17 protein-coding genes are annotated in these 16,495 nt (G+C 35.3%); 15 read left to right on the top strand and 2 right to left on the bottom strand.

Annotation, left to right across the window (positions count from 1 at the left end; genetic code table 11):
* Nucleotides 1–8: 8 nt before the first annotated feature.
* From AB4Y90_RS04720 to AB4Y90_RS04700, 5 genes are all read left to right on the top strand, one after another.
* On the top strand, nt 9–1,781 hold the full coding sequence (locus tag AB4Y90_RS04720; RefSeq protein ID WP_441556291.1) for an endonuclease: 1,773 nt from the start codon (nt 9–11) through the stop codon (nt 1,779–1,781).
* 62 nt (nt 1,782–1,843) lie between these two features.
* Complete coding sequence (locus tag AB4Y90_RS04715) at nt 1,844–2,581, top strand: shikimate dehydrogenase family protein (RefSeq protein WP_441556290.1); 738 nt, start codon at nt 1,844–1,846, stop codon at nt 2,579–2,581.
* Nucleotides 2,582–2,655: 74 nt separating this feature from the next.
* Nucleotides 2,656–4,455 carry a DUF349 domain-containing protein gene (locus AB4Y90_RS04710; RefSeq protein WP_441556289.1) on the top strand — a complete coding sequence of 600 codons (1,800 nt, stop codon included), beginning with the start codon at nt 2,656–2,658 and terminating at the stop codon, nt 4,453–4,455.
* Between the two features lie 60 nt (nt 4,456–4,515).
* Nucleotides 4,516–5,535, top strand: coding sequence for a bifunctional diaminohydroxyphosphoribosylaminopyrimidine deaminase/5-amino-6-(5-phosphoribosylamino)uracil reductase RibD (ribD, locus tag AB4Y90_RS04705; protein WP_441556287.1), 1,020 nt, complete (start codon nt 4,516–4,518; stop codon nt 5,533–5,535).
* Between the two features lie 12 nt (nt 5,536–5,547).
* Nucleotides 5,548–6,153 carry an IMPACT family protein gene (locus tag AB4Y90_RS04700; RefSeq protein WP_441556285.1) on the top strand — a complete coding sequence of 202 codons (606 nt, stop codon included), beginning with the start codon at nt 5,548–5,550 and terminating at the stop codon, nt 6,151–6,153.
* On the opposite strand, the gene AB4Y90_RS04695 is transcribed toward AB4Y90_RS04700, so the two are convergent.
* Complete coding sequence (locus AB4Y90_RS04695) at nt 6,154–7,272, bottom strand: hypothetical protein (RefSeq protein WP_441556284.1); 1,119 nt, start codon at nt 7,270–7,272, stop codon at nt 6,154–6,156.
* A gap of 102 nt (nt 7,273–7,374) precedes the next feature.
* Nucleotides 7,375–8,064, bottom strand: a complete 690-nt coding sequence (locus AB4Y90_RS04690) for a zinc metallopeptidase (protein WP_441556282.1) — start codon at nt 8,062–8,064, stop codon at nt 7,375–7,377.
* Nucleotides 8,065–8,167: 103 nt separating this feature from the next.
* Between AB4Y90_RS04690 and AB4Y90_RS04685 the strand changes: the two genes are divergently transcribed.
* The 10 genes from AB4Y90_RS04685 to AB4Y90_RS04640 all read left to right on the top strand — a co-directional run.
* Nucleotides 8,168–9,292 (top strand): GNAT family N-acetyltransferase, encoded by a 1,125-nt coding sequence (locus tag AB4Y90_RS04685; protein WP_441556280.1) that lies wholly within the window; start codon nt 8,168–8,170, stop codon nt 9,290–9,292.
* A 1-nt stretch (nt 9,293) separates the two neighbouring features.
* Complete coding sequence (locus tag AB4Y90_RS04680; protein WP_441556279.1) at nt 9,294–9,470, top strand: hypothetical protein; 177 nt, start codon at nt 9,294–9,296, stop codon at nt 9,468–9,470.
* 67 nt (nt 9,471–9,537) lie between these two features.
* Nucleotides 9,538–10,596, top strand: a complete 1,059-nt coding sequence (locus AB4Y90_RS04675) for a T9SS type A sorting domain-containing protein (RefSeq protein ID WP_441556278.1) — start codon at nt 9,538–9,540, stop codon at nt 10,594–10,596.
* Between the two features lie 115 nt (nt 10,597–10,711).
* Complete coding sequence (locus tag AB4Y90_RS04670; RefSeq protein ID WP_047482647.1) at nt 10,712–11,083, top strand: NADH-quinone oxidoreductase subunit A; 372 nt, start codon at nt 10,712–10,714, stop codon at nt 11,081–11,083.
* 101 nt (nt 11,084–11,184) lie between these two features.
* The gene (locus AB4Y90_RS04665) at nt 11,185–11,745 is read left to right on the top strand and encodes an NADH-quinone oxidoreductase subunit B (RefSeq protein ID WP_007844976.1); all 561 of its coding nucleotides are present in this window, start codon (nt 11,185–11,187) and stop codon (nt 11,743–11,745) included.
* Nucleotides 11,746–11,755: 10 nt separating this feature from the next.
* Nucleotides 11,756–12,250, top strand: coding sequence for an NADH-quinone oxidoreductase subunit C (locus tag AB4Y90_RS04660; protein WP_441556277.1), 495 nt, complete (start codon nt 11,756–11,758; stop codon nt 12,248–12,250).
* A gap of 67 nt (nt 12,251–12,317) precedes the next feature.
* Nucleotides 12,318–13,541, top strand: coding sequence for an NADH dehydrogenase (quinone) subunit D (gene nuoD / locus AB4Y90_RS04655; protein ID WP_441556276.1), 1,224 nt, complete (start codon nt 12,318–12,320; stop codon nt 13,539–13,541).
* A 158-nt stretch (nt 13,542–13,699) separates the two neighbouring features.
* The gene (locus AB4Y90_RS04650; RefSeq protein ID WP_441556275.1) at nt 13,700–14,209 is read left to right on the top strand and encodes an NADH-quinone oxidoreductase subunit NuoE family protein; all 510 of its coding nucleotides are present in this window, start codon (nt 13,700–13,702) and stop codon (nt 14,207–14,209) included.
* Nucleotides 14,210–14,336: 127 nt separating this feature from the next.
* Nucleotides 14,337–15,692, top strand: a complete 1,356-nt coding sequence (gene nuoF / locus AB4Y90_RS04645; protein ID WP_441556274.1) for an NADH-quinone oxidoreductase subunit NuoF — start codon at nt 14,337–14,339, stop codon at nt 15,690–15,692.
* Between the two features lie 14 nt (nt 15,693–15,706).
* Nucleotides 15,707–16,495: hypothetical protein (locus AB4Y90_RS04640; protein ID WP_441556272.1), on the top strand; the 789-nt coding region annotated here is incomplete at its 3' end.

Genomic DNA, 16,495 nt, shown 5'->3' with positions numbered 1-16,495 from the left:
TAGAAAAAATGAGACGAATTTTACATTCATTTTTGCTAACTCTGATCAGTATCAGTGCTTTAGCTCAAGCTCCTGCGGGATATTACAACAGTGCAACCGGCACTGGTGCGGCTTTGAAAACCCAATTAAAAAATATTATTTCAAACGGTCACCAAGACCACGGCTACAATGGTCTTTGGACTGGTTATCAAACGACCGACAGAGATTATTATTATGAAAACGACGGTACTATTTTAGATATTTATTCTGAAAGACCTACTGCTGCAGATCCTTACAATTTCACTTACAACACCAATCAATGTGGAAATTACAGTAATGAGGGAGATTGTTATAACAGAGAACATATTGTACCTCAAAGCTTGTTTAACGAAGCTTCGCCAATGAAAAATGACATCCATTTCATCAGAGCAACGGATGGTAAAGTAAACGGAATGAGATCAAATTTCCCTTTCGGTAAAGTAGGAACCGCTTCTTTTACTTCTTTAAACGGCTCAAAACTAGGAAATTCTGTTTCAGCAGATTATTCAGGGACAGTTTTTGAACCAATCGATGAGTTCAAAGGTGATGTCGCAAGGATGATTTTTTATTTTGTAACACGATATGAATCTCAATTATCAGGCTTTAACTCAGGAGATATGTTGGGAGGATCTGCATATCCCGGTTTGCAGACATGGGAATTGAATCAGCTGATTGCATGGCATAATTTAGACCCCGTTTCTCCTGCAGAAATCGGAAGAAATAACGCTTCGTACACGTATCAGGGAAACAGAAATCCTTATATTGACAATCCAAATTATGTAAATTTAGTTTGGGGAACACCAACTACAGATACGCAAGCTCCTACTGCTCCAACAAACTTAGTGGCAAACAACCCAACTTCAACGACAGTTGCATTAAGCTGGACTGCAGCTACTGACAACGTAGGCGTTACAGCTTATGACGTGTATGCAAATAATGTTTTTAAAACCACAGTTACAGGAACTTCTACAACTGTTCAAACCTTAAATCCTTCAACATTATATAATTTCAATGTTATCGCTAAAGATGCAGCAGGAAATTCTTCTCCTCAAAGCAACACCGCTACAGAAACCACACTTGCTGGATCAGGTGGCGGAACAGGAACTTGTGGAACTGAAGATTTTGAAACCATTCCTGCATCTTCATCAAGCTATTCAACAAGAACATGGACTAATAATGGAATTACATGGACTGCAACTGACGCAAGAACCGATCAAACCATTACTGGAAAAGCAATTACTATTCAGAATGGTGATTTAACAAGCAGTTCTATTTCCGGAGGTGTTCAAACACTTACCGTAACTACACAACGTAAATTCGGAGGTTCAACATCGGCTTTAAATTTACAAATAAACGGGACAACTGTAGGAACAATTCCATACAGTGAGACAGTTACAACTACCCAAATTAATGTTAACGTTTCAGGAAACGTAGTAATTAAATTGATCAACCCTGTTTCTTCAAACCGAGTAGCAATCGATGATCTTACATGGACTTGTGCAGGTTCTTTATCAACAGTTGAAAACTCAAAAGAAAAAGCATTCAGCGTTTATCCGAATCCGGTTAAAAACCACGAATTATTTGTAAAAGGTGAAAACCTGAACAAAGTTTCTAAAGCTGAAATCTATGACCTTTCAGGAAAATTGATCAAGAATATTACAAATCCTTTCAAGAATTCAAACAAAATTAATCTTCACGGGTTAGCTAAAGGAGTTTACATCCTGAAAACAGACAACAACACTACAAAATTCATTGTAGAGTAAGACAACAAATATTTTCAAAAATTAAGACCGGTTTTTATCGGTCTTTTTTTTACTTTTGATGTATGGATTCCAGCAACAAATTAGGACTGATCGGGAAAAACATCTCCTACTCTTTTTCAAAAAAATATTTTGAAGATAAATTTAAAAAGAAGAAACTCAGCGATTTTTCTTACGACATTTTTGATCTACAGGAAATCGATGAAGTGAAAGAACTTTTTTTAAAACCAAATCTTTTAGGCTTTAACGTAACGATTCCTTATAAAGAGAAAGTTATTAATTATCTTGATGAACTGAGTGACGAAGCTCAAAAAATAGGCGCTGTGAATTGTGTTTTAATTGAAAATGGAAAAAAAACCGGTTATAATACAGACGCTTTTGGTTTTGAAAAAACATTGGTTGCACACAAAAAATCACATCATGAATCGGCATTGGTTTTAGGAAATGGCGGCGCTGCAAAGGCGGTACAGTATGTTTTAGACAAACATCAGATTCCGTATCAGACGATTTCGAGAAAATCTGAAATTAATTTTGAAAACTTAGATCCTGAAACAGTTTCAAAAAATAAAATAATCATCCAATGCACTCCGGTAGGAACTTTTCCCAACACGGAAGATTGCCTGGATTTTCCTTTTGAAGCCCTTACCAATCAGCATTTGGTGATCGATCTGATTTACAATCCTGAGCATAGCAAATTTATCATAAATTCATCACAAAACGGGGCAAAAACCGTCAACGGATTTTATATGCTGGAACAACAGGCAGAAAAAGCTTGGGAAATTTGGTCGTTTAAAAAAAAATAACATAAATTAGTAACTTAATTGGCTTATATTAGCTCGCTTTAAGAATTTAACGCCATTATCATAAAAGATTTGCTATGACAACAGAAAATAATCTTTCTGAAAACGAAGAACACAAAACGTCTACAGAACATCAGGAAACAGTAGAAAACAATCAGAATACGGAAGAAAATCATCACGAAGAAGATCATGATGCTTCTCATCACGATTCTATTGCCGATCTGTCTCTTGCCGATGTGCTGAAAGAAATGGAAAAAATCATCAATTCTGATAATGCAGGTGAAAGATTCCGAGAATTTAATGCATTAAAAGATAAAGCAAATCATACGATCCATGATGAGGTGGAAGACAAAAAGCATGAATATACCGATGCAGGAAATGCAGCCGAAAATTTCAGCTACGAACATCCTTCTCAATCTAAACTTTCAGGTTTGATTCATATTTTCAGAGAAAAACATGATAATTTTCAGAAAAACCAGGAAGAAGAGCAGAAAAAAAATCTGGATCAGCGTCAAAGCATTATCGAAAGGCTTAAAAATCTTTACACCAATTCTGAGCCAGGTGTAAATCTTTTTAAATCGATCAGAGAGATCAAAGAAGAATGGTCAAATGCAGGTCAGGTTGCAAAATCTGAGTTTAAAATTTTAAATAACAATTACTTCCACCATCTGAATCAGTTTTACCAGATGCTGGATTTAAATAAAGAATTTCTTGAGCAGGAATACAGCCACAACCTCGAAAAAAGACAGCACATTATTGCGAGAGCAAAAGAGCTGGAAAACGAGCCGCTTGTACAAAAAGCTTTAAACGAGCTTCAATATCTTCACAAGCTTTGGAAAGAAGAAGCAGAGCCTGTCGCAGAAGAATTCCGTGAGAAAACATGGGAAGAATTTAAAGAGATTTCAAATAAAATTCACGAAAGAAAAACCGAACTTTCTGCAGCTATTGAGACAGAACAGAACGCCAATCTTGAGAAGAAAAATGAAATCATTGCAGAAATCAAGAAACTTTCTGAGCCAAAAGACAATCCGAATCATAATTACTGGCAAAATTCGATCAAAAGAGTTGAAGAATTGCGTTCAGAATTTTTGAAAACAGGAAGCGTCCCAAGAAAATTATCCAACAACAACTGGAATGATTTTAAATCTACTTTAAGAGGCTTTAATACTACAAAAAACAATTATTATAAATCTCTGAAAGGTTCTCAGCAACAAAATCTTGACGAGAAAATGAAGCTTATACAGACTGCAAAAGACAATATGCATTCTGAAGACTGGGATATTGCAGTGACTTTGTTTAAAAAACTTCAGGAAGACTGGAAAAAAATCGGGCACGTTCCGAAAAGCATGACCAATAAAATCTGGGACGAATTCCGTGATGCATGCAACACATTCTTCAATAATTACAGAGAAAAAAGCAGTGCTTCTACAGATAACTGGAAAGAAAACTACAAGCTTAAAAAAGATATTCTTGAAGAGCTGAAAATGATTTCAAATGACGAAGGCAGCATCGAAAAAATAGAAGCGATAAAAACTTCCTGGAATAATATCGGTAAAGTTCCGAGAGACAAGATGTCGATCAATTCTGAGTTTAACAGAACGCTGAGAGAAAAGCTTAAGCTGAATAAGATTAATGAACTTGAGCTGAAAGAAGATGGCTTATCTGAAAACCAATTGACCGATAAAGCAAGAAAAATAAAGAGCCAGATCTCGGATCTTGAGGCGGAAATTGTTAAACTGGAAAACAACCTTTCATTCTTCAAAAACCCGTCAAGAGAAAACCCTCTTTTACGAGAAACTTACAATACAATCGATGACAAGAGAGCTCATCTTGAGACTTTAAAGCAGAATCTTCACTCGATTATTTCTGGAGAATAATTAAAATTAAAGTAAAATATAGAGCGAAACAAAGAAATTTGTATTCGCTTTTTTTATCTTATGCAAGAAGAATTTTACATCAGAAGATGCATTGAGCTCGCTCAGAAAGCCATCGGAAACACCTATCCAAATCCACTCGTTGGAAGTGTGATCGTACACAACGGTAAAATAATCGGTGAAGGTTATCATCATATAGYCGGCGAAAATCATGCAGAAATCAATGCGATTAATTCCGTTGAAGATAGAAATCTCATTTCTGAATCTACGATCTACGTTTCTCTGGAACCTTGCGCGCATTTCGGAAAAACTCCGCCGTGTGCTTTGAAAATTGTAGAATTGGGATTCAAAAAAGTAGTTATTGGTGCGATGGATTCTCATGACAAAGTGAACGGAAAAGGTAAAAAAATCATTCAGGATGCAGGAATTGAAGTTGTTTCCGGAGTTCTGGAAAAGGAATGTGTTGATTTAAATAAAAGATTTTTCACATATCACGAAAAGAAAAGACCTTTTATTATTTTAAAATGGGCAGAATCCGGCGACCGTTTTATGGATAAAGATTTTAAGCCAACGCAGATCAGTAATTCTTTAACAAAACAATTTGTACATCAACTAAGAAATAATGAGCATTCTATTTTGATTGGAACCATGACTGCCTTGAGAGACAACCCAAGTCTTACAACCAGAGAAATTGTAGGAAGAAACCCGATCAGAATTTTGATTGATATTGATTTAAAAGTTCCCGGAGATTTTAATATTTACAACAAAGAAGCGGAAACTTTGGTTTTCAATTCTGTAAAAGAAGGAGAAGAAGGAAATATAAAATTCATCAAAACTTCAAGGGAAAATTTCATTGAGAATATGCTGAAAAAACTGCACGAACTTCAGATACAGTCGATCATCGTGGAAGGCGGAAGTCTGGTTCTTCAACAATTTATCGATGCAGGTTTGTGGGACGAAACGATTGTTATTAAAAATAAAAATTTGGTTTTGGAAAACGGAACAAAAGCTCCGAGATTCAGTGAAACGCCTGTTGAAATTCAAGATTTTAGAGACAATAGCATTGAATTTTATAAAAATTAAGAAGCCGAAGAAATGCTGCACGAATACAAAACCATAGAAAAACCAATCGAAAATACTCTGCTTAAAGAGAAAGGCAGCAAGTTTATCGGTTTTGCTTTTCCGGTTAATAATGAAAAGGAACTTAAAAATGCTTTAGATAAAATAAAAACCGAGCATCCGAAAGCGACGCATCATTGCTATGCTTTCAGAATGGGTTTAAATGGAGAAAATTATCGTGCAAATGATGACGGAGAGCCTTCCGGAAGCGCAGGTTTACCGATTTATAATCAGCTTTTGGCCAACGAAATCACCAATGTTTTAGTAATCAGCGTGCGTTATTACGGCGGAACAAAGCTGGGTGTTTCAGGATTGGTAAAAGCTTATAAAGAATCGGCAAAAAACACTTTAGAAGAAGCCAATATCATTACGAAAGAGCTGGAAAGCGAAATTGAGATCCAGTTTCAGTTCAACCAGCAGAATCTTATTTTTACCTTGCTCTCAAAATTTGATGCAAAGGTTCTGAATTTTGATTCTCAACAAACAGCAGTTATTTTAGCAAGGATAAAAACCAAGCATCAAGATGATATTGTCGATTCTTTAAATAATATTCAACATGTGAGATGTAAAATCATCGAATAATTATAGCTCTGTAACATTTTTATTTTCAGGATTATACAGCATTATTTTCACCTTATTTTTTCCGTATTTCTTTTTTAGTTGATCTCTTATTTTTAAGTGAATTTCCTTTTCGGGAATTGGCGCAGATTTAATTTCTTTCATTGCCCATTTTTGAAGATTAATGCATTGTAAATCTTTATCACCTGTAATTTCGCCAAATTCATGCTGCATTTTTTCTTTTGATGAAAAACAGACATACATTTTCTCTCCTTTCCCGGAATACAGGTTGAATGAAAAATACTGATACCATYTGCCGAAAAAGCTTAAAACCGGCATTACAAACCACAACATCAGCCAATAAAAATTTCTGACTGAAAATGATTTGATATCAATTTTAAACGGCTTGTTGTAAACAATAAGAAGAATACATATTAAAGCGATATTCCAAAACCAGACAACAGAATTGTAATCGAGTCCGAAAGGACCAATAATGATAAGAATAGTTAAATGAATCAGCATTAAAAAATAACTGATTCTTTTTTTGTTTTTAGAGAAAGCCAGTAATGCTGCAAATACTATTTCAAGAAAAGGAATGATGAGCCCAGCGAAAAAAAGTTTGTATTTTAAAATTGTACTGAAAGAAAATCCAAGATATTGCACAAGAACCATGTCCATCCAAAAAGAAGAGAAAAAACCTCTGTTGAGTTTATGCAGTCCGCTAAACAAATACATCGATATTAAAAATAGATGCATTAATGCAATTATATTTTTCTGCTTGTGGAAATTAACAAAATAAATAAGAAAAATGCACAAATACATATATTCCCAAGGTTGCCATCTCACCGCATCAAGCATACAACTTAATATTTCTATGACTAAAAAGCAGATCATCAACCTGCGATTTCTTTTATAGAAAGAAAAAAACAGCAACATAATCAGTGAAGCTGCAAATAGTAAATAATGAAAAATAAACGGAATATAATTAAAGAAATCAAAAACAGGAACTACAGGATAAAGCCGGTCCGGAATCCATGTTTTAAAACTCCAGATCTTTGTAGCAAACCAAAACAGCGCAACAACTCTTACTAAAAGTTGTACTTGCTGATGTTCAGACTCAAGCTTCCAGTTTATATTTTTCATACAAATCAAAAATATCAAAATTAAATGAATTTTTGAAGCATAAAAAAAGCATCTCAGAAACGATCTGAAATGCAATATATTTTTTAATCCAAAAAATTAAATCTAATCCCTTCTGCCTCCCATTAATAGAGATGCAAAATATAATAACTGAGCCAAAGAGCCGATCGCCGCCACCAGATAAGTTCGTGCAGCCCAGGTAAGACTGTCTTTTACCCCGACAAATTCTTCTGCAGTTACCGTTCCTGTATCTTTCAGCCATTTCATCGCTCTGTTACTTGCGTCATACTCTACAGGTAATGTGATAAATGCAAACAAGGTGGTGAGCGCAAACATAATTACGCCGATTAAAAGTATTAATTTATTACCGCTCATTGCCATAACAACAATACCTCCCATAATAACAAACTGCATTAAATTTGAGCTGATGCTCACAACAGGAACCAGTTTTGATCTCAGTTGCAACATAGAATATCCTACAGCGTGCTGAACAGCATGACCGCATTCGTGAGCCGCAACAGCTGCTGCTGCTGCATTTCTCTGCATATAAACTCCTTCCGAAAGATTGACTGTTTTATTTGCAGGATTATAATGATCTGTCAACTGACCGGGAATCGAAATTACCTGTACATCGTGAATATTGTTGTCTCTCAGCATTTTTTCGGCAACTTCTTTACCAGACATTCCGTTTCTGAGATGTACGTTTGAATAGTATTCGAATTTAGATTTTAATCTTGAGGAAACAAACCAGCTTACCAGCATCGCAATTCCTATAATAAGATAATAACCCGTCATTTTACTTTATTTTAAATATAATAATTCTACTAACTGATGTAAAAATTGTGCCAAAGTTTCAGGTTTTATTAATTATATTTGTGGTTCAATTTACCTGAAAACTATGTCGAAAGTTTCCATTCTTGAAGTAAAAACTCCCGAAGATTTAAAGCAGTTTGTAAAATTCCCAATGAATTTATACAAAAACAATCCATATTATGTACCCTCATTTATAAAAGATGAAATTAATGTTTGGAATCCTCAGGAAAACCCTGCACTGCAATATTCTGAAGCAAAGCAGTTTTTAGCTAAAAAAGATGGCAAAATTGTAGGTAGAATTGCAGTAATCATCAATCATAAAGAAGAAAAAGAACTCGGGATAAAAAAAGTTCGTTTCGGATGGATTGATTTTATTGATGACGAAGAAGTTTCAAAAGCTTTAATTGACACAGCTGTAAATTACGCTAAAGAACATCAGATCGACAACATTGAAGGACCAATGGGTTTTACCAATCTCGATAAAGCAGGAATGCTGACTTTCGGTTTTGAAAAAATTGCGACCATGATTGGAATTTACAACCATGAGTATTATCCGAAACACATTGAAAATATCGGGCTTGAAAAAGAAAAAGAATGGGTAGAATTTGAAATGAATTTCCCGAAAGTACTTCCTCCAAAAGTAGAAAAATTCAGCTCACTGATTGCAGAAAAATACAACTTAAGAGTTTTAGACTTCAAAAGCAAAGAAGAGATTTTACCATACGTAAAACCCATGTTTAAGCTGCTTGACGAAACTTATAAACATCTTTCAACCTACACTCCTATCTCTGAAGAGCAAATTAAAACGTATAAAGAGAAATTCTTCCCGATGATTGCCAAAAACTACGTAATTTGCGTAGTGGACGAACATAATGAACTGATTTCTTTTGCCGTTACAATGCCTTCTTATTCCAAAGCTTTGCAAAAATCAAAAGGAAAACTTTTCCCTTTCGGATGGTGGCATTTCTTACAGGCTCAAAAGAAAAACGACCGTGCCAATTTTTACCTGATCGGAATTCATCCGGAATATCAGAGACGTGGTGTGACGGCTATTATTTTTAAAGAAATTTTTGTACGCTTCAACAGTATGGGAATCGATTTCGCGGAAACCAATCCGGAACTGGAAGAGAACAAAAGCGTGCAGTTGCTTTGGCAGGATTACAATCCCGTAAATCATAAAAGAAGGAGAACCTATTCTTTAAAATTCTAATATGAAACCACACCTTATCATTTTCGCAGTTCTTATTGCTGGTTTTGTAGTGTATAATATCTTTTTTGCATTACCCGATGACAGAATGAATACACTTGTAAACATTGTTTATGCAAGTGTGCTTTTCGGTTATATTTCATTTATGGCATTTACTGTGTTAAAAAAAATGAAAAAATAATATAATCCAATTTATTTTAATCATAATTTTATGAATAAATAATCAGAAATTTTTGAGCCACATTGGTATGAAAGAAATTTTAAAATTAACCCTTATTAGCTTATTATTTAATTCAACACACATTTACTGTCAGGAATATTATGTGAATACCATCGCAGGTTCTCCTTCAACCAATCAAGTATATAAATTTAATATTAGTAATTCTACTGAAGTATCTCAAAACGCCTGCGTTCCATCTGCTAATATGAATTCTTATTCAGATATTGCTATTGACAGCTCTAACAATATATATTACATATCACAAGCTGGTCTATTATACAAAGAAAGTACTACAACTTCCAATTGTACTTATCTGGGTGATTTTTCTACAAATCAAGGAGTAACGTATGGTTCTAACTCACTTACAGCTGATTCCGGGAATTTTTTATACGCTTTGGCCGGGAGTAATATATTGGTCAGATATGACACCAACACAGGTGTTTTCTCTAATTTAGGAACAATACCTAATTCACATACTGCAGGAGGAGATCTTTTCTTCTATGAAAACAGACTTTTTCTCCTTACTACAACTGGAATACTTGAAATTAATATGGCCAATCCTGCACAAAGTTGCCCTTTCATGAACATAAACTTACCCAGCTTATATGCCGGTTTTTCCATAAATTATGGAACGCATTCAAAGGCTTATATTTTGAGCAATAGTATAAATTCATCTTTTCAATATATTTCGACACTTTATGAAGTTGACATGGTTAATAAACAACTAGGAAACGCCATAAGAACCTATAATCACAATATTTATGGCGCAGCTGCATCTTATAATTTAACTTCCACAAACTCTAGCTGTATACCTATTCTCAGCACTGAGGAAAAAAATTTTGACAATGATTATTTAAGTGTAATAAATCCTGCAAAAAACAACATTATTGTCCAAACCAATATAAAGCGTAGTGAAATTATCTCAATTCGGCTATATGATAATTCAGGAAGGCTTATAAAAGATTTCTCAAATCAAAACAACATTGTCAGATTAGAAATATCAGGTATTGTTTCTGGAAACTACTTACTATCATTAAGTACAAAAAATGGGAAAACACATACTAAAAAAATTATAATCAAAAGCTAATTTTTATTGATTCTAAATTATCACTTTTCTCTATTTTCATCAGACTTTTAAGATGATTAATTTCATGCTTTATTGTTTATTGCCTAAATTTGCAACTTGAGATAATAATGTAAAAATGAATTTACCTGAAAGTTATATTCCGATCCTTATACAAGCCGGTGTTGCAGTGGGTTTTGTAGCCATTTCTTTGCTTGGAGCTCATTTCCTGGGACCAAAGCAGAAAAAAGGAAATTCTGTAAAAAACCAAAGCTGGGAATGTGGTGTGCCTGTTGAAGGAAACGCAAGAACGCCATTCTCAATTAAGTACTTCTTAACTGCGGTATTGTTTGTATTATTCGATATCGAAATCGTATTTTTTTATCCTTACGCTGTAAACTTCAGAGAATTTGGTCTTGAAGGCTTTTTTGCGGTACTTACATTCGTTGCCATTTTCTTCCTTGCATTTTTCTATGTCTGGAAACGAGGCGCATTAGACTGGGATAAATAAGTAATTATATTTTCAAATAAGAGATTTAGATTAACTCAATGAAGTAAGTATTAACAATTGCGGTGATTAGTAATCTAAATTAAAATCTTAAAATTAAAAAAATGTCAGATCAAAAACCAATAATAAGAACAGATGCACCCGCTCCGGAAGGATTTGAAGGAGAAGGATTTTTCGCAACGAAACTGAGCAGTGTAATCGGGATGGCGAGAAAGTTTTCACTTTGGCCTCTTCCATTTGCTACTTCTTGTTGCGGTATCGAGTTCATGGCTACGTTAAACCCGACTTATGATGCATCCAGATTTGGTATGGAAAGAAACTCTTTCTCACCAAGACAGGCAGATATGTTGATGGTTTGTGGAACTATTTCTAAAAAATTAGGTCCTGTTTTAAAAGAAGTTTATACTCAAATGGCAGAACCGAAATGGGTAGTTGCTGTTGGAGCTTGCGCTTCAAGCGGAGGTATTTTTGATACATACTCGGTTTTACAGGGAATTGATAAAATTATTCCGGTAGACGTTTACGTTCCTGGTTGTCCTCCAAGACCGGAGCAGATTATTGAAGGTGTAATGCAGGTTCAGGCTTTGGCAGAAAGTGAAAGCATCAGAAGAAGAGATATGCCTGAATACCAGAAGCTTTTAGATTCTTACAACATTAGCAATTAATAAAACGGAAATGACGAACGAATTTGTATTAGAAGCAATCACAAGAGAATTTCCGGAATCTGTAATTTCGAGCTCAGAATCTTACGGGATGCTGAATGTTGAGATTAAAAAAGACGACATCAAAAAAGTAATTCATTATCTGAAAGATTCATCATTGGAAATTAATTTCCTTACCGATGTTTGTGGAATCCATTACCCGGAATTTCCTGATAAAGAAATCGGGGTTATTTATCACCTGCAAAATATGATGACGAATTTCAGAATCCGTATAAAAGCTTTTATGTCAAGAGAAAATGTTGAAGTAGATTCTCTTACGGATCTTTATGCAGGAGCCAACTGGATGGAAAGAGAAACTTTTGATTTCTTCGGAATTAAATTTAAAGGACATCCTGATCTGAGACCCATCCTGAATATGGAAGATCTTGGTTATCACCCGATGCTGAAAGAATACCGTCTTGAAGATGGTACAAGAACAGATAAGAACGACAGCATGTTTGGTAGATAAAAATATAAATGATTAATGATGATTGATTAATGATCAATTATCGACTATCAATTATCAATTATATATTATGAAAGACAACTCATTATCTAATATACTTAACCAACACGACAGTAAAGAACAGATTGACGGGCAATTGTACACCCTGAATTTGGGACCTACTCACCCTGCAACACACGGAATCTTCCAGAACGTTCTTACAATGGACGGTGAAAGAATTCTTCATGCCGAGCAAACCGTTGGTTATATCCACAGAGCTTTTGAAAAAATTTCTGAAAGAAGAAATTATGCTCAAATCACCACGCTTACAGACCGTATGAACTACTGTTCTGCACCAATTAACAATATCGGATGGCACATGACGGTTGAAAAGCTGATTGGTGTAAAAGTTCCGAAACGTGTAGATTATATGCGTGTCATCTTAATGGAATTAGCAAGAATCGGAGATCACCTGATCTGCAACGGAGTAACCGGAATGGATGCAGGAGCAATTACAGGTCTTACTTATATGTTCATCGAAAGAGAGCGTATTTATGACATGTATGAACAAATCTGTGGAGCTAGAATGACTACCAATATGGGAAGAATTGGAGGTTTCGAAAGAGATTTCACTCCAAAATTCCATGAGTTGCTGAAAGATTTCCTTAAAACTTTCCCACCAAGATTCCAGGAATTCTGTAATCTATTGGAGAGAAACAGAATATTTATGGACAGAACCATTGGTGCAGGTGCAATTTCAGCAGAAAGAGCATTGAGCTATGGTTTTACAGGTCCGAATTTACGTGCTTGTGGAGTTGATTATGACGTAAGAGTTGCAGAGCCATATTGCTCATACGAAGATTTTGATTTTATCATTCCTGTAGGAACTTCTGGTGATACTTACGACCGTTTCATGGTGCGTCAGCAGGAAGTTTGGGAATCAATTAAAATCATCAAACAGGCATACGAAAACCTTCCTGAAGGACCTTTCCACGCAGATGTTCCTGAATTTTATCTTCCTGAAAAAGCAGACGTTTACAAAAAAATGGAAGCTTTGATTTACCATTTCAAAATTGTAATGGGAGAAACCGATGTACCGAAAGGAGAAGTTTACCATGCTGTAGAAGGCGGAAACGGAGAATTAGGTTTCTATTTGGTGAGTGATGGCGGAAGAAGCCCTTACAGACTTCACTTCAGAAGACCATGCTTCATCTACTACCAAGCGTATCCTGAAATGATTACAGGTTCTGTAATTTCTGATGCGATCGTTACGATGTGTAGTATGAACGTAATTGCGGGGGAATTAGACGCATAAGAAATTATAAATTTTAGATTATGAATTTTAAATTAATCTAAAATCTTTAAAAATATAATTTGATTGATGTCAAATTAAAATAATAACAAAATTGATAGGATTTTTAGAATTAGGATTTTCATCTAAAATCTAAAATCTAAAATCTAAAATCTTTAAATATGAGCGAAACAATAGCTTTTAAACCGGAAAGTTTAGAACAGGTACACAAAATCATCGCAAGATACCCGGAAGGTAGACAAAAGTCTGCCCTTCTTCCTGTTTTACATTTAGCGCAGAAAGAATTTGGAGGATGGTTAGACGTTCCTGTGATGGATTATGTTGCTGGATTATTGAGTATTAAACCTATCGAAGTATACGAAGTTGCTACTTTTTATACCATGTTTAATATGAAACCGGTGGGTAAATATGTTTTGGAAGTTTGCAGAACCGGACCTTGTATGGTTCGTGGAAGCGAAAAAATTCTGGATCATATCAGAACTAAATTAAATATAAAAGACGGGCAAACCACTGAAGATGGAATGTTTACTTTAAAACCTGCTGAATGTCTTGGAGCTTGCGGATACGCACCCATGATGCAGCTAGGTAAGTTCTTTCACGAAAATTTAACGATAGAAAAAGTTGACGAAATCCTTGATCTTTGCAGAGAAGGACAGGTTGATTTGGGCTAATAGAAATTTTAAATTCTAAATTTTTAGATTTTAAATTATTCACTTAACGTTTAATACTAATTAATGCAAGAGGCTGTCACACTGAGCTTGTCGAAGTGCAAAAGCTGATTGCAATAAGCAAATAAAAATGAGTAAAAAACTTTTACTTAAAGACGCACATGTAGAAGGAATACGCTACTTCGAAACCTACCGCAAACAGGGAGGTTACGGAGCTGCAGAGAAAGCCTTGAAAATGACACCGGATGAAATTCTTGAAGAAGTAAAAACTTCCGGACTTCGTGGTCGTGGTGGTGCAGGTTTCCCAACAGGAATGAAGTGGAGCTTTCTGGCAAAACCGGAAGGTGTTCCAAGACACTTGGTGGTAAATGCAGATGAATCTGAACCGGGAACTTTCAAAGACAGATACTTGATGGAATTTCTTCCTCATTTATTGATCGAAGGAATGCTGATTTCATCTTACTGTTTAGGTTCAAATGTTTCTTATATCTACATCCGTGGAGAATATTCATGGATTCCTGATATTTTAGAAGAAGCCATTGAAGAAGCTAAAGCTGCAGGATTTTTAGGAAAAAATATCTTAGGAACAGGTTTCGATTGCGAAATTTACGTTCAAAGAGGTGGTGGAGCATATATCTGTGGTGAAGAAACTGCTTTGCTGGAATCTCTTGAAGGAAAAAGAGGAAACCCAAGACTAAAACCACCATTCCCTGCTGTAAAAGGTCTTTGGGAAAGACCAACGGTTGTAAATAACGTTGAATCTATCGCAGCAATCGTTCCGATTATCGATATTACAGGGGCTGAATACGCAAAAATCGGTGTTGGAAGATCTACAGGTACAAAATTAATTTCTGCTTGCGGAAACATCAACAAACCGGGAGTTTACGAAATTGATATGACCATTACTGTTGAAGAATTTATTTATTCTGAAGAGTATTGCGGTGGAATTCCAAACGGGAAAAAGCTAAAAGCTTGTATTCCTGGTGGAAGTTCAGTTCCGATTGTTCCCGCAAACTTATTATTGAAAACCGTAAATGGTGAACCAAGATACATGAATTATGAATCTCTTGCTGATGGTGGTTTTGCTACCGGAACAATGATGGGTTCAGGAGGTTTCATTGTTTTGGATGAAGACCAATGCGTTGTAGAACATACCATGACTTTAGCGAGATTCTATAATCACGAAAGTTGCGGACAATGTACTCCTTGCCGTGAAGGAACGGGATGGATGTACAAGATTTTGAAAAAAATCGAGAAAGGAGAAGGTAAAATGGAAGATATCGATTTGCTTTGGGATATTCAGAGAAAAATCGAAGGAAATACCATTTGTCCGTTAGGTGATGCGGCAGCTTGGCCTGTTGCAGCAGCAATCCGTCATTTCAGAGATGAATTTGAATGGCACATTAAAAATCCTGAATTGTGTTTAACACAAAATTACGGATTGGCAAATTATGCAGAACCTATTCCGGCTGCAGCAAGTAATTAATAGAGGTTGAAGTTTTGAAGAAGTTGATTGCTGTAGCATTGCTGGTGTCTAATTTATTTTTTGGACAGAATACTACAGAAAGAAAAGAGGTAAATCCTTTTAAAAAAGGTTCGGTAATGATATTTTGGGGTTGGAATCATGCGAAATATTCCAAATCTGATATTCATTTTAAAGGAGATGGTTATGATTTTCAGCTGGATAAAGTAGTTGCCAATGACAGACAAACACCGTTTGATTTTGGAACATACTTTAATCCCGGAACCATTACAATTCCGCAGGTAAATTATAGAATTACCTATTTCCCGAAAGATAATTTCGGAATTACCATAGGAATGGATCATATGAAATATGTGATGGATCAAAACCAGACTGTAAATTTTAAAGGTCACATTGATGATCCGAAATATGCAGGAATGGTAAATAATGGCAAAGTAGATCTAAGTGGAAACGACTTTTTAATGTTCGAGCACACTGATGGTCTTAATTATATAAACATTGGAGCTCAGAAATATCACAATGTTTTAGACAAAAAAAATATTGATGTTTTTGTGAGTTACGGGGCAGGACTTGGAGCTTTACTGCCAAAATCCAATGTTCAACTGATGGGAAATGAAAGAAGCGACAGATTCCATCTTGCAGGTTTTGGCGTTGATGCAAGAGCTGCAGTAAGTGTGGTTGCCTTAAGACATATCGTACTTCAGGCAGAAGGAAAATTGGGCTACATCAATATGCCCGATATTAAAACTACACTAAACAACAAACCAGACAAAGCTTCACAAGATTTTGTGTATGCCCAGTTCAAT

The sequence above is a fragment of the Chryseobacterium sp. 2TAF14 genome (assembly GCF_052115105.1).
In the GTDB taxonomy this organism is placed as follows: Bacteria; Bacteroidota; Bacteroidia; order Flavobacteriales; family Weeksellaceae; genus Chryseobacterium.
Note: the sequence above shows the minus strand (reverse complement) of the source record. Positions and strands in the feature narration are given on the sequence as shown.